The 12,927-nt window shown below is 63.5% G+C and carries 16 protein-coding genes; 9 read left to right on the top strand and 7 right to left on the bottom strand.

The genetic code is table 11. From position 1 onward, the window contains the following. Window positions 1–19 precede the first annotated feature (19 nt). The gene (locus DEF76_RS07595) at window positions 20–340 is read right to left on the bottom strand and encodes a hypothetical protein (RefSeq protein WP_162800540.1); all 321 of its coding nucleotides are present in this window, start codon (window positions 338–340) and stop codon (window positions 20–22) included. Window positions 341–554: 214 nt separating this feature from the next. Here DEF76_RS07595 and DEF76_RS07600 point away from each other — a divergent pair, with 214 nt between their 5' ends. Then, the gene (locus DEF76_RS07600) at window positions 555–1,670 is read left to right on the top strand and encodes an SDR family oxidoreductase (protein WP_275895707.1); all 1,116 of its coding nucleotides are present in this window, start codon (window positions 555–557) and stop codon (window positions 1,668–1,670) included. On the opposite strand, the gene DEF76_RS07605 is transcribed toward DEF76_RS07600, so the two are convergent. The 3 genes from DEF76_RS07605 to DEF76_RS07615 form a co-directional block, all read right to left on the bottom strand. Further along, window positions 1,555–2,472 (bottom strand): SDR family NAD(P)-dependent oxidoreductase, encoded by a 918-nt coding sequence (locus DEF76_RS07605; protein WP_114911821.1) that lies wholly within the window; start codon window positions 2,470–2,472, stop codon window positions 1,555–1,557. The genes DEF76_RS07600 and DEF76_RS07605 overlap by 116 nt on opposite strands. A 244-nt stretch (window positions 2,473–2,716) precedes the next feature. Further along, on the bottom strand, window positions 2,717–3,766 hold the full coding sequence (locus DEF76_RS07610; RefSeq protein WP_114911822.1) for a glycosyltransferase family 4 protein: 1,050 nt from the start codon (window positions 3,764–3,766) through the stop codon (window positions 2,717–2,719). Window positions 3,767–3,949: 183 nt separating this feature from the next. Further along, on the bottom strand, window positions 3,950–4,144 hold the full coding sequence (locus tag DEF76_RS07615; RefSeq protein ID WP_114911823.1) for a hypothetical protein: 195 nt from the start codon (window positions 4,142–4,144) through the stop codon (window positions 3,950–3,952). Window positions 4,145–4,539: 395 nt separating this feature from the next. Here DEF76_RS07615 and DEF76_RS07620 point away from each other — a divergent pair, with 395 nt between their 5' ends. Beyond that, window positions 4,540–5,160, top strand: a complete 621-nt coding sequence (locus DEF76_RS07620; protein ID WP_162800542.1) for a PEP-CTERM sorting domain-containing protein — start codon at window positions 4,540–4,542, stop codon at window positions 5,158–5,160. A gap of 115 nt (window positions 5,161–5,275) precedes the next feature. Here the strand turns inward: DEF76_RS07620 and DEF76_RS07625 are convergent, their stop codons facing one another. After that, the gene (locus DEF76_RS07625) at window positions 5,276–5,899 is read right to left on the bottom strand and encodes an exopolysaccharide biosynthesis polyprenyl glycosylphosphotransferase (protein WP_240319135.1); all 624 of its coding nucleotides are present in this window, start codon (window positions 5,897–5,899) and stop codon (window positions 5,276–5,278) included. Window positions 5,900–5,975: 76 nt separating this feature from the next. Between DEF76_RS07625 and DEF76_RS07630 the strand changes: the two genes are divergently transcribed. The 4 genes from DEF76_RS07630 (at window position 5,976) to DEF76_RS20335 (ending at window position 8,823) form a co-directional block, all read left to right on the top strand. Further along, window positions 5,976–7,213, top strand: a protein-coding gene (locus tag DEF76_RS07630; protein ID WP_408842742.1) for an IS3 family transposase whose coding sequence is annotated in 2 segments (ribosomal slippage) — window positions 5,976–6,246 and window positions 6,246–7,213 — 1,239 coding nt in all. Because the reading frame shifts where the segments join, the coding sequence is not laid out codon by codon here. Between the two features lie 77 nt (window positions 7,214–7,290). Next, a complete protein-coding gene (locus DEF76_RS07635) occupies window positions 7,291–7,776 on the top strand; it encodes an SPFH domain-containing protein (RefSeq protein ID WP_275895708.1) in 486 nt (161 codons plus the stop codon). Between the two features lie 113 nt (window positions 7,777–7,889). Continuing rightward, on the top strand, window positions 7,890–8,654 hold the full coding sequence (locus DEF76_RS07645) for a helix-turn-helix domain-containing protein (protein WP_162800543.1): 765 nt from the start codon (window positions 7,890–7,892) through the stop codon (window positions 8,652–8,654). Further along, a complete protein-coding gene (locus tag DEF76_RS20335) occupies window positions 8,596–8,823 on the top strand; it encodes a transposase (RefSeq protein WP_162800544.1) in 228 nt (75 codons plus the stop codon). Before DEF76_RS07645 ends, DEF76_RS20335 begins: the two co-directional genes overlap by 59 nt. 20 nt (window positions 8,824–8,843) lie before the next feature. On the opposite strand, the gene DEF76_RS07655 is transcribed toward DEF76_RS20335, so the two are convergent. Beyond that, a complete protein-coding gene (locus DEF76_RS07655; protein ID WP_114911828.1) occupies window positions 8,844–9,515 on the bottom strand; it encodes a FadR/GntR family transcriptional regulator in 672 nt (223 codons plus the stop codon). Window positions 9,516–9,711: 196 nt separating this feature from the next. On the opposite strand from DEF76_RS07655, the gene DEF76_RS07660 reads away from it, so the two are divergent. Genes DEF76_RS07660 through DEF76_RS07670 form a run of 3 tightly spaced genes read left to right on the top strand, consistent with a single transcriptional unit; the run spans window position 9,712 to window position 11,842 of the window. Further along, window positions 9,712–10,674 (top strand): fumarylacetoacetate hydrolase family protein, encoded by a 963-nt coding sequence (locus tag DEF76_RS07660; protein ID WP_240319137.1) that lies wholly within the window; start codon window positions 9,712–9,714, stop codon window positions 10,672–10,674. Continuing rightward, a complete protein-coding gene (locus DEF76_RS07665; RefSeq protein ID WP_114911829.1) occupies window positions 10,671–11,486 on the top strand; it encodes an alpha/beta fold hydrolase in 816 nt (271 codons plus the stop codon). Before DEF76_RS07660 ends, DEF76_RS07665 begins: the two co-directional genes overlap by 4 nt. Beyond that, on the top strand, window positions 11,486–11,842 hold the full coding sequence (locus tag DEF76_RS07670) for a hypothetical protein (protein ID WP_205216139.1): 357 nt from the start codon (window positions 11,486–11,488) through the stop codon (window positions 11,840–11,842). Before DEF76_RS07665 ends, DEF76_RS07670 begins: the two co-directional genes overlap by 1 nt. A gap of 1 nt (window position 11,843) precedes the next feature. Here DEF76_RS07670 and DEF76_RS07675 read toward each other — a convergent pair whose 3' ends face one another. After that, window positions 11,844–12,914: an IS630 family transposase gene (locus DEF76_RS07675; RefSeq protein ID WP_114910930.1), complete on the bottom strand. Its 1,071-nt coding sequence runs from the start codon at window positions 12,912–12,914 to the stop codon at window positions 11,844–11,846. Window positions 12,915–12,927: the final 13 nt, after the last annotated feature.

Consider the following 12,927-nt stretch of genomic DNA (forward strand, 5'->3'; position numbering starts at 1 on the left):
TCCCACTGTTTCGCTCGGGTCAGAAATGTTGAACCAGAGCCTGAGCCAGCCCGAGATGGCTATTATCCTTGAGCACCAGGTTCAGTTGCGTCTCACCCGAAGGGGTCAGCACGGCCCAGGCTTTCGCCACCGGAAGCCCATGGCCATAACCTTCCGGTTCCAGGATGACGATCTTCGCGTGCAGCAGGTCGCGTTCGACCATCACCTCGCCGCTCTCTCGTCGTGTGACCAACGCCGCCTCCCCGGCCGCCAGGAATGCATCGCGCCATGAACGCAGATAGCCAAGATTAATCAAAGCGTTATAATTACGGAAGCGATCCGAGTCAGACTCATGGGTCAATCCAATTTGCGTAGATTCCGAAGCTTTTCTGGCCAGTCGTTCTCGGCGATCGTTTGTTTCCAATACTCGTTACCTGCCGCGGACTGGCGCCGCCGCCGGACGTTGTGAGAGGTTTTCCCATGCGATGGAAGCGACCCGCAATACCACCATGCGGAAAGAACCAGTCGTGGCGCCGATTCTTTGCGCGGGTTGGGATAAGAAGCTGTCGATTGCGATGAAAGCTTGCCCATTACCAAGACGTTTGCCTCGCGCGGATCTGACGCATCGGGCCTCTGAGCCGGTGGTCGTCATCACGGGTGGATCGTCCGGCATTGGCCGCTCTGTCGCCGCGCTGTTTGCCCGGCGTGGCTGGAAGGTGGGGCTGATCTCGCGTAGCGCCGAAGGACTGGCCTCCGCCGGCCGAGAGATCGAGGCTGCCGGGGGACGGGTCGCCATTGGACGAGCCGACGTAACCGACAGCGTCGCCCTCGGTGCGGTTGCGGATGCGATCGCGGCCGCGCTCGGGCCGATAGATGTCTGGATCAACTGCGCGGGGAACGGCGTCTATGGCCGTTTCAGCAGCGTCCCCGAGGCGGAGTTCCATCGGGTGACGGATGTGACCTACCATGGCACCGTCAACGGCACCCGGGTGGCGCTCAGGCATATGCGGCCGCGTGGCCGGGGCGCCATCGTCAATGTGTGCTCCGCCATGGCCTTTTATGGCTTGCCGTTGATGTCGTCTTATGCCGGCGCCAAAGCGGCGGTGCGCGCTTTCGGGCAGGCAGTGCGGGCCGAGTTGGCACTCGAACGCAGTGCGATCCGGCTCGGCACCGTTTTCCCGCCGGCGGTGAACACGCCGTTTTTCAGCCATGCCACCAGCCACATGGGTTGGCCCGCCCGCCCGGCGCCACCGGTCTATCAGCCGGAGGTGGTGGCGGAGGGCATCTGGCAGGCGATGATCAGCGGTCGCGCGGAGATGACGATCAGCGGTACCGCGGCGGCGTTTTCGCTCGTGTCGCGTCTACTGCCAGGGCTGGTCGCGCGGTGTATCGAACGGTACGGCAGCGAGCGGCAAATGACCCGGGATCCCGACGCCTGCCGCCTCGAGGAGCCGACTTTGTTTGCGCCCTCGCCGCACGCATCTCCCGTGCATGGCCCCTTCGGCCGGCAGGCAAGGGGGTACAGCACCCATCTCTGGCTGCTGCGGTTGCGGATCGCGGGGGTGCGTTGGCTCACTACTCTGTGGCGCGAGGGGGCGCGTTGGCCAGACGTTCCGTCGCCGTCCATACCGCCGCCGCCAGAGCCGGATCGAGAGCTTGGCGGTTTGGGCGCACGACCCGGCGCTTCTTGACGTAGACGCCGCTCCGGGTCGCAAATTCCGGAGCCAACGCCACGTGGAGCGGAGTGTCGGCGCCCTGCTCTGCGCTCAAGGCTAGCGTCGCAAGCCAACGCCAGACAAGCCCGATGACGCCGCGCGCTCGCACCAATCCGGTTGCCACCAGACCAGGATGGACGACGTTGGCGACGACGCCAGTGCCCGCCATCCGCCGGGCGAGGGCAAAAGTCACCATCATCAGCGCTAGCTTGGCGTTGCTGTAAGCGCGCACCATCGTCCATCGTTGCCCGAGCACGAGATGGCACGGGTTGAGGCGCGCACGGTCAGACATCGATGAACCAACGGTGACTATTCGCGATGGCGCGGCGGCGCGCAGCGCCGGCAATAGCTGCTCGGTCAGCACAAAGGGCGAGAGCAGATTGGTCGCAAGCACGCGGTCATGCCCCTCCGCGGTCTTCACCTGTTTGCTCTCGAAAACGCCGGCGTTATTGACCAGAACGGCGATCTTTGGATACCGCGCAAGGATGGCCTCACTCGCTTTCCGTGTCGCGACGAGCAGTGAGAGATCCACGATCACGAGATCGGTGCTGGCGCCAGGCACCTCGGTCGCGATCCAGGTCTGCGCCGCCTCGCCGCGCGCCCGGTCGCGGCTGACCAAGACCACGTGGCTGCCGGCCCGTGCCAACCCAAGCGCGATCCAGCGCCCGATGCCGCCGCTACCACCGGTGATGACGGCAACGGGCCGGCCCGCCGCCGCAGGCAGCGAATGATCGTCAATGCCGCGCGTTTGCGGATCCTCGCCGAATTCTGAAGACAAATCTCATCCCCCTTCCAGCACGCGCCACTTAGCCCCTCTTGCCTTGAGCTCATCCCTGGATGCGACGCGAATGTCGGGAAGTGCGGAGCGAGCCTCAGGGCTGAATTTGTTCGTTGTCTTGCTCATCGTGGCTCCAGTCTACGTGAGAGTTGGAACCTCCGAAAATCCCGGGGCGGTTTGCCGCCCGGCGCGCAATACCAAAATGACCCCGAACCCCAATCTCAACCAACTTTACGTTCCGCTCTCAGCCAACGACGCGCAGACGCTGGCGCGGCTCGGCGATCGCGCGGTAGAGCGCGAGATAGTCGAGCGCCATGCGCTTGGCGGTGAAGCGCTTCTCGAACTGAGCGCGCACCCGCGCGCGATCGAGTTCGCCGAGACGTTCGACGGCGCCGATGGCCCCGGTCTCGTCCTCGACGATGAAGCCGGAGATGCCATCATCGACCACTTCCGGCACCGAGCCGCGATTGATCGCAATCACCGGCGTGCCGCAGGCCATCGCTTCGATCATGACGAGGCCGAACGGCTCCGGCCAGTCGATCGGCATCAAAAGGGCGATCGCGCCGGAGAGGAAATCAGGCTTCTGCGCTTCGTTGATTTCGCCGATCAGCTCAACACCGGGGTCGTCCAGCATCGGCTTGATCACGGCCTCGAAATACGCCCGGTCGGCGTTGTCGACCTTGGCCGCGATCTTGAGCGGGATCCCGGCTGCACGCGCGATGCGGATCGCCCGATCGGGGCGCTTTTCGGGCGAAATGCGGCCGAGAAAGGCGAGATAGCTGGGCGTTGCCGGCCGCGGCGTCAGCAGGTTTTCCGGCAGGCCATGCAGCACCGTGCCGATGAAATTGGCTTGCGGCAGCGGGCGGCGCTGGGAGTCGGAGATCGAGACCAACGGCACCTGCGAGAAGACATCGAAGATGCCCTGGTATTCGATCATGTCGAGGCGGCCATGCAGCGTGTTCAACCACGGCGTCGGCTGGCGGCTGAACAGGCTGAAGGGCAGATACCCGTTGTGAAAATGGAGCACGTCGAACTCGGCCGCGCGCTGCATCACCCGCTCCATGAGCAGCGCATTCGGGGCGATCGGATCGCGGATCGCGGGATCGAGGCGGAGGGCGCGCGGCCAAGCCGCCTCGAGATGGGCCGTGGTCTCCGAATCCCCGCTGGCAAACAGCGTCACCTCATGGCCGAGCGCGACCAGCTCCTCGGTCAGATAGGAGACGACGCGCTCGGTGCCACCATAGAATTTCGGCGGCACAGCTTCATAGAGGGGGGCGATTTGGGCGATGCGCATGGTTTTTCCTCTATAAGAGCGGGTGATTTGGGTTCTCTCAATCCTGGTCGCGGGGGTTCGCCCATGCGGTTGTTCTCTCGACCACCCAAGGCGGCGCCAGGGCGTGGCTCGGCTCTGCGCGTGGAGCCGCGCCCTGGCGCTTTGATCTAAGCCATCATCGATCCGCGCGAATCACGCTTTCGATCAGCCGGCGGTCTTGCTTTTGGCGCTGGCCGCCTTGGACGCCTCATGCGCCGTGGTGGAGAGCGTCATTGCCTTGTCGGCGTGTTCGAGGCCGGTCTTGTGGTCGCCTTTCTGATGTGCTTCGGCGGCCATGCGAGCGGTCTTGGCAGCAGATTCGTGGGCTTCGGCCGCCTTCGTGTGGCTCATGGAGGGCATGGTGTATTTCCTTGTTCTAAATCTGTCATTTCTAGTCATGCCAGCCCGAGCCGAAGCTCGCGGCCAACCACCCCTATCTAGGCCCCAGCCGCGCGTGCGCGAGGATCGGCTTTTACCCAGCCAGGATGCCATGGCCGGTCTATCATCCGACTTTGGGTAGATTCCGAGCCTTCCCGATGCGGCCACGGTGTGAGGAAATCCCCATCGTTCAGCCGTGACCGCAATCCCGTTGATTATGTGGCCGGTTGTTGGGGCCGGTTGCTTGGCTGAACACGCCGGCTGGGTGCGTGCTCGGGGCCAGTCCGACCGAAGCGGGCGTTCCCATCGCGCTCGGGCGATCTTCTTCACCACTTCGGCATAGGAGTTTTTTTAAGATGTCGACATCAATTCGCTTCATGGCGATCGGCATGATGGCGGCGAGCACGCTTGCCGGCTGGGCCGCGCTCGCCCCCGCGACGGCGGCGCCGTTTTCCTTCAACTTCACGTTCGGCGGCGGCACCGATCAGACCTATACGCCGAGCGGCGCCGGGACGCTGCTTTCCAACGCGGTGAGTGTCACTCAGGGAAACCAAGCCCTGCTGAGCGTGGATTCCATTTCCGGCCCACCGGCCGGGGCGGTCGGTGACATCATCTCTTTCGATGCGACACCGCTATCAGTGCCCACCGCGGTGTCGGGGGCGACGGTGAACGCGATTAGCATTGCCTGGGATGGCATCTACAGCTTCACTTCCACGAGCGGCACCTATGAGCGCGATTCGAGCAACGACGCCCTCAATTTCAAGTGGTTTGGCACGTTCACGGATTCGAGCGGCATGTTAAACAGCCAGCCCGCCGAATTGACCGAGACCTGGAGCCAGGCTTCGGCGGCCGTTGAGCCGAGCGTCGGCGGTACGTTCAATTCCAATCCCAATCTCGCAGTGCCAGAGCCACGGTCAATCGGGATATTGGTGCTTGCGCTCGCCGCTCTCGGGTTTGTTCGCAGACATACCCGCGCCGCTAGCAACTCGCCCGCTTGACGATCCCAGCCAGCAAGGGCAGCGGCTCCACCGCGGCGGCGGCATCGCCGCGGTGGATGGCCGATCGTCGTGCGTGCGTCCACGTTTACGGAACGCGATCAGCGACCGCGCGCGGTCAACGCGCGCCGATCCCGAACAACACCACTCGCACCGTGCGCAACAGGATCCGAAAATCCAACCCGCGGCTGCGATGGCGGAGATAATAGAGGTCATAACTCAGCTTGTGACGCGCGTCTTCAACCGAGGCGCCGTAGGGATAATTGACCTGCGCCCAGCCGGTGATCCCCGGTGGGATTTCGTGCCGGCTTTGATAGTCCGGAACGACCTCGGCGAGCTGGTCGACGAAATGCGGCCGCTCGGGCCGGGGCCCGATCAGGCTCATGTCGCCGCGCAGGACATTGAGGAGCTGCGGCAACTCGTCAATGCGCGTCAGGCGCAAAAATCTGCCCACCCGCGTCACCCGCGGGTCGCCGACGCTGGCCCAGCGTGGGCCGTCGCGTTCGGCATCGACCCGCATACTGCGGAATTTGAGCAGGGTGAAGGTTTTGCCATGCCGCCCGACCCGGGTCTGACGATAGAAAACCGGGCCCGGCGAATCGAGTTTGATCAGCCCCGCCGCGACCACCGTGACCGGCAGTGTCAACACCAGTAATGCACTGCCGGCGATGAGATCGCGTCCCCGCCGCTCAGTGGCGCTCCAGCGTCCGGCGGTGATCGCCCAAAGCCTGCTCCGCCTCACGTGAACTGGCCCCTGGAAATGGGACCAGGGGCGTAGTTGGAAAAGCGCCGTTCTGTCGTGATAGACGGAGCGGATGATGACGACGAAGACGAGACGGAAGATTGATGCGGCGCTGAAGGCGAAGATTGCCTTGGAGGCGCTGCGCGAGCAGGCGACGGTCGCCGATCTGGCGGCGCGGTATCAGGTTCACCCGAACCAGATCTATGCCTGGAAGAAGCAGCTGCAGGACCACGCGGCGCGCGCCTTTGACCCGAAAGTGGGTCAGGATGCCGAGGTTGCGGCGCGACGAGAGATCGAGAAGCTGCATGCGAAGATCGGGCAGCTGACGATCGAGAATGATTTTTTTGCCGTGAGGTTCGGAAAGTGAGCGCCCCGGACCGCCGAGCGAAGCTTGATCGAGATCATCCGACCCTGTCGCTCCGGCGGCAATGCGCGCTGCTGGGAGTGGCGCGGTCTGGCGTGTATCGGCGTCGCCGGCCGGCGAACGACGATGATCTCGCGCTGATGCGGCGGATCGACGAGTTGTTCCTGCGCTGGCCATTCCTGGGGTCGCGCCGGATGGTGGCGATGCTCGCGGCCGAGGGCATCCGGGTCAGCCGCAAACGGGTGCGGCGGCTGATGCGGCTGATGGGGATCGTGCCTCTGGGCCCGAAGCCACGGACGAGCAAGCCCGGGGCCGGGCACAAGATCTATCCCTATTTGCTACGGGGGCTGGTGATCGACCGGCCGAACCAGGTCTGGTGCGCCGATATCACCTATCTGCCGATCGGCCGGGGCTTTCTGTATCTGGTGGCGATCATGGACTGGCACAGCCGAGCGGTGCTGGCGTGGCGGGTATCGAATACGATGGACACCGGGTTCTGCGTCTCGGCGCTCGAGGCGGCGTTGGCGCGGTTCGGCAAACCTGAGATCTTCAACACGGATCAGGGGTCGCAATTCACTTCGACGGAATTCACCGGCGCTCTGGCGCAGGCCGGGATCAAGATCTCGATGGACGGCAAGGGCCGGTGGATGGACAATGTCTTCGTCGAGCGGCTCTGGCGGTCGCTGAAATACGAGGACGTCTATATCAAGGGCTACACCGACGGCACCGAACTGCGCGCCGGCCTGGCCGATTGGATGGGTTTTTACAACCACCATCGCCCGCATCAGGCGCTGGGGAACCGTGCGCCGATGGCGATCTGGCGCGAAGCGATGATCGGCGCGCTGCCGCCGATGGCTGTGGATATGACGCTCGCCGTGGCGGCGAGCTTGGACGACGCTACCGCGTCGACCACATCTCCACAGCCACAACAGCAGCAAAAAGCAGCTTGATTTTCATGGAGGTCAGAACCGCGCTACTTCCAACTTAATTCCCCAGGCCCCTGGTCCTCATCACAGGGTCCAGCTCACTGCGCGCCGTGCTTGGCCAGCACACGCTCGATGAGATGCTGTCGGAACGCAAGAAGCTTAGTAGCGACGTGCAGAGCATCCTCGACGTCCAGACGGAAACCTGGGGAATCAAGGTCAGCAACGTCGAGATCAGGACCGTCGAACTCACGGAGAACATGATCAGGGCGATCGCCAAGCAGGCGGAGGCAGAGCGCGACCGTCGCGCCAAGATCATTCATGCCGAAGCCGAGTTCCAGGCTGCGCAGACACTCGTCGACGCCGTTCAGATCCTTTCGAGCATTCCGGCCGCCATGCAGTTGCGCTACCTGCAGACCTTGACGGAGATCGGCGCCGAACAGAACTCCACCGTCATTTTCCCGATGCCGCTCGACATCGTCAAACCCTTCCTGCAAATCCTCGAGAAGACCGCCGAGGCGCCAAGCGCGGCCGATACCATCCATCCTCCGGCGTCGCTCGGCGTTGGCGCGCTGCCGGGCGCGGCGTGAGAGCGGACGAGTGGGAGGCCGGGCGGTCAGCGGATGCAAAGTGACGAGAGCGTGCCGCCACCACGCGATTCGCAACAATGCTCCGCGGCGCCTCCCGGTGGAGGCGCGCAGCGATGCCCTGGGACAGCGCACCGCTTCGCGAGGAGATCTTCAGCGTCGAGCGCATCGAGCAGCACGCGCGCCGCCTTGCGGCGGCCCAGCCGGTTACCTCCAATCCGGGCAGGGGCGATCCGCTGGCAGAGCGGCTTGCGCAAAACACCGCGGCGCTGCCCGCCTCGGCCTCGTCGGACAGGCCGTCCATGTGCTTGAACAGGTGCAGCGCCACCATCAGCCGGATCGGCAGCCCCGCCGGCCCGCCCCAAAAAATCCATTACCATATCAGCAAAGTGCCATTTCCCACGGGAGACTTGGGAGCTTCCATCGGAACCGAACCTGTCCCAGCCATCGGCGAGGGTGACACCGGGAAGCAGGATCAGCGCGGCGGTGAGAGCGCGCTGACCGCGGCGGAGGCACGGCAGGTGCGAGGCTGGATCCGGGACAAGCGTCCCGAGCAGATGAAACTTCCGTATGTGCTGTGGACGGCCGGAGTGGTGCGGGAGCTGATCTGGCGGCGGCTGCACAAGCGATTGCGTCTCCCGACGATGCATTTGTATCTGCGGCGCTGGGAGTTCACGCCGCAGAAGCCGCTGACCCGGGCGACGCAGCGTTCCGATGGCGCGATCGCGGCGCGGCTTAAGCGCGACTATCCGAAGATCGCGCGTCGGGCGCGCGAGGAGCAGGAGCGGATCTACTGGGGCCCTGAATGGTGCGCTGTTCATCATGTTTCTGCGTCGCCTGATCGCGAGCGGGTCGGGCAAGCTGTTCCTGATCGGGGATAACCTTCCGGTGCATCACTCGGTCAAGGTCAGCTGGCGGGTCGAAGTGCACCGGGACGAGAGCGAGCTGTTCTTTCTGCCCCGCGATGCGCCCGAGGATAATCCGAACGAGTCTCCGAACAACCCGTTGAAGCAGCAAATGTCAGGTATGCCGCATGACTGTCATGTATAAGCGGGGAAATTAGTGACCGGTCAGCGCCCGAGCAGATTGGTCGCCACTGTCCGCAGATGGACCAGCATCGCCTCTTTTGCGCGATCGCTGTCGCGTTGGCGCAGCGCCATCAGAATAGCCTCGTGCTCATGGCAGTAGCGCTGTCGCCGTTCCTCGGTGAATGAGCGCCTTTTCATGTCAAACCATGGTGAACGATTTCGAAAAATGCGGACCAAATGATGCACCTCTCGCAGAAAATCGTTACGTGAACATGCGAAAATGCGATGATGAAACTCCGCGTCCCAGTGCTCGAAGGTTGCGAGGTCGCGGGCGTCGACGGCAATCCTGTGGGCTTCGTGCACGGCGTTGAGTTCGTTCTCGCTGGCGTGGGTTGCCGCGAAGCCGGCCGCCGCCGGTTCGAGCAATTGCCGGATCTCCATGATATCGGCGGGGCTGGCCCCCTCCATACGCGCAATGGTGCCGGCGAGGGAGCTCGCATCGGCTGCCGAAAGGAAGGTACCGCGGCCGACACGCCGCATCACCACGCCGCCCGCGATCAGGATGTCGACGGCGCGACGGATGGTGTTGCGGGCAACGCCGAATTCCTCCGCGAGATCGCGTTCAGACGGGAGGCGGCCAAGTGCCATCCATTCGCTGGACGAAATGCGACCTTTGAGTGCGGCGGCAATATTGCTGGCGAGGTGCTTGGGCATCGCGATTCTTGAAATCCCTGCGCTTTTTATCTGAACCACTCATGGACCACTATAACTCACGTGTTGATCGCCGTCCAGAGCGTTGGACGATGGCTAATCCGTCGCGAATTGGTGGCATTTTCGTCGCTTTTTGGCGTTGACTTTCGCCTTGACAGAGCCCAGCGAAGAAGATTACGGATAACGGCGACGTGCCGAATTGGACCGCGATTGGCTTAAAACTGCGGTTGGCTTAAAATGCGTGGCCGGGGAAACCGGCGCGAAAAAAATTCGTAAAGGGGGGGAAACCTTGAAGATCGCCACCTTCTCGCTCGTCGGCGAACGACGTCTCGGCATACTCGACGCCGAGGCCGCAAATGTCATTCCTTTCGATTTGCCGGTAGCCGACGCGGCGGGAGGGCTACTCGCGCTCATTGAACGCGCACTGCCGCCGCGGATGCTCTCGCCGATCCCGCTGGAGCGGGTTACGCTCGAGGCACCGATCCCGCGGCCACGCCGCAACATCTTCTGTGTCGGCAAGAACTACCATGATCATGCCCACGAATTCGCCGAAAGCGGCTTCGATTCCAGCGCCGCCGCTGGCGCGGTGCCGAAACACCCGATCATCTTCTCGAAGGTGCCGGAGTCGGTGGTGGCGAGCGCGACCGCAGTGCGGATTGATCGCCGAGTTTCCAATGCCGTCGACTATGAGGGCGAACTTGCCGTCATCATCGGCAAGCCCGGACGCGGCATCAGCAAGGAGCGGGCGTTCGATCATGTTTGGGGCTACACCATCGTCAACGATGTGACCGCGCGCGATCTGCAGGCACGCTACAGCCAGTGGCTGATCGCGAAATCGCAGGATACGTTCTGTCCGATGGGCCCCTGGGCAGTGACTAAGGACGAGATTGATCTCGCGACCGCTGGCATACGGTGTTTCGTCAATGGCGAGCGGCGTCAGGATTCGCGCTTCTCGCAGCTCATCTTTGATGTGCCGACGATCATCGCAACGATTTCCGAGGGTATCACTCTGCAGCCTGGCGATATCATCGCAACCGGCACCCCGGCTGGCGTCGGCATCGGCTTTGATCCGCCGAAATATCTGCAGCCCGGCGACACCGTGCGCGTCGAGATCGATGGTATCGGCGCGCTTGAGAACCGTGTCGAGGCGCTTGCGGCATGACCACCGCCGCGATCGGTCCGGTCGTCGCCGAAATCGCCGGGGAGGGGTTCCCGGTCGTGATGCTGCACGGGCTCGGTGGCACCGCGAACATGTTTCAGCCGCAGCTCGCGGCGCTCACGGCCTATCGCGTCATCCGCTTTGATCTTCCGGGCGCCGGGCGGGCGCCGCTTCCTGACGGACCGGCGAGTATAGAGGCGATCAGCGACGCGGTGCGCACTGCGCTCCACGGTCTCGGTGTCACGCGCGCGCATTTCGTTGGCCATTCGATGGGCACGCTGATCTGTCAGCGTCTGGCGGCGTATGTACCTGCGCTGGTCGCGTCGCTGGTGCTGTTTGGTGCGCTCGCCGAACCTTCGGAGGCGATGCGGGAGGGGCTTCGCAGCCGTGCACGGCTCGCGCGTTCGGGCGATATCGCGGATATTGCCGACCAGGTCATCGCCGGTGCGCTCGCGGCCCACACCCGGGAACATATGCCGGCGGCTGTTGCCTTCGTTCGTGAATCAGTGATGCGCCAGAACCCCAATGGCTACGCATGGAATTGTGAAGCGTTGGCGAATGCCATGGCGATCGAGCCGCGGCGGATCACCGCACCCGCGCTGCTCATCACCGGCGATGCCGATGCGGTCAGCCCGGCGAGTGTTGCGCAGGCGCTCGCCGATACCATCCGTGATGCCCAATTGTCGATCGTCACTCGGTGCGGACATTGGGCACCGATTGAAACATCACAAGAAAGCAATAGTCGAATTTTGGATTTTTTCGGTCGCGTTGAACGCGAGGCGATGGGTGGCCGTCGCCAGTTCAGGAGGCAGTGATGGCGAGCGATACATGGAATGGCGCAAGTTCTGATGGCACGCTGTTCACCAATGTCCGTATTCTCGATGGAAGTGGTGAATACCCCTATTCTGGTGAGGTGCTCGTTCAAGGTGGACGCATCAAGCAGATCACGCGCGGTGCCACACGCTTCGGCTCGGCAAGTGTCGGCAGCGCGTCGATGGGTTATGGCGGCGTCACCGTCATTGACGGCGCCGGAGCGACGCTCATGCCGGGCATGATCGATGCCCATCTTCATCTCTCCTGGAACAACGCGCCCGGTATCGATCCAATTCAGATGATGGAGCCGGAAGAACACATGCTGGTCACGATGGAAATGGCCAAGCTAGTGCTCTGACTCAATCGGACGCTACAGGCAGCCGGCTGAGCTTGGCGAGGATGTCGTCAGCCGGCTTGGTCCAGACGAATGGCCTGGGGTTGCGGTTGTGCTCGCGGATGTAGCTGCGGATGGCGCGTTGGAGATCGGCGACGGAGGTGAACACGCCGCGCCGGATGCGCCGTCGGGTGATGACAGAGAAGAAGTTTTCGACGGCGTTGATCCAGGACGCGGAGGTTGGCGTGAAATGGAAGACCCAGCGCGGATGATCGGCCAGCCACTCCCTGACTTTAGGATGTTTGTGGGTGGCGTAGTTGTCGGCGATGGCGTGGATGATCTTGCCGGCGGGGACGGCGCGCTCGACGGCGTTGAGGAACCTGACGAATTCCTGATGGGTGTGCCGGGGCATGCAGCGGCCGACGACGGTGCCGTCGAGGACATTCAGAGCGGCGAACAGGGTGGTGGTGCCGTGGCGCTTGTAATCATGGGTCATGGTGCCGCAGCGGCCAGGCTTGATCGGCAGGCCGGGCTGGGTGCGGTCGAGCGCCTGGATCTGGCTTTTCTCGTCGATCGAGACGACGACGGCGTGCGCAGGCGGGTTCATGTAGAGCCCAACGATATCCTCGACCTTGGCGGCGAAAGCCGGGTCGTTGGATTTCTTGAAGGTCCTGATGCGGTGTGGCTGCAGGCGATGGGCCCGCCAGATGCGCTGCACCGCGCTCAGGCTGATGCCGACGGCGCTGGCCACCATACGGCCGGTCCAGTGGGTCGCCGCTTTCGGTGCCTCCCCGCAGGGCAGCGCCAGCACGCGGGCGATGGTCGCCGGCGACAACGGCGCCTTGCCCGGCTTGCGTGTCTTGTCGCGCAGCAATCCATCGACACCTTGCTCGGCAAAGCGCCGCTGCCAGCGCCATACCGACGGCCGGCTTGCTCCACTGCGCGCCGCCACCTCCAGCACGGTCAGACGCTCCGCCGATAGCAGAATGATCCTGGCACGCTGAACATGCTTCTGAGAACGGTTGCGATCCTCCACAATGGCGGCCAAACGCTCGCGGTCCGCGGAGTTGACGATGGGGATGACGGTCTGTGCCATGCACACAGAATCT

Source organism: Acidibrevibacterium fodinaquatile, assembly GCF_003352165.1.
In the GTDB taxonomy this organism is placed as follows: Bacteria; Pseudomonadota; Alphaproteobacteria; order Acetobacterales; family Acetobacteraceae; genus Acidibrevibacterium; species Acidibrevibacterium fodinaquatile.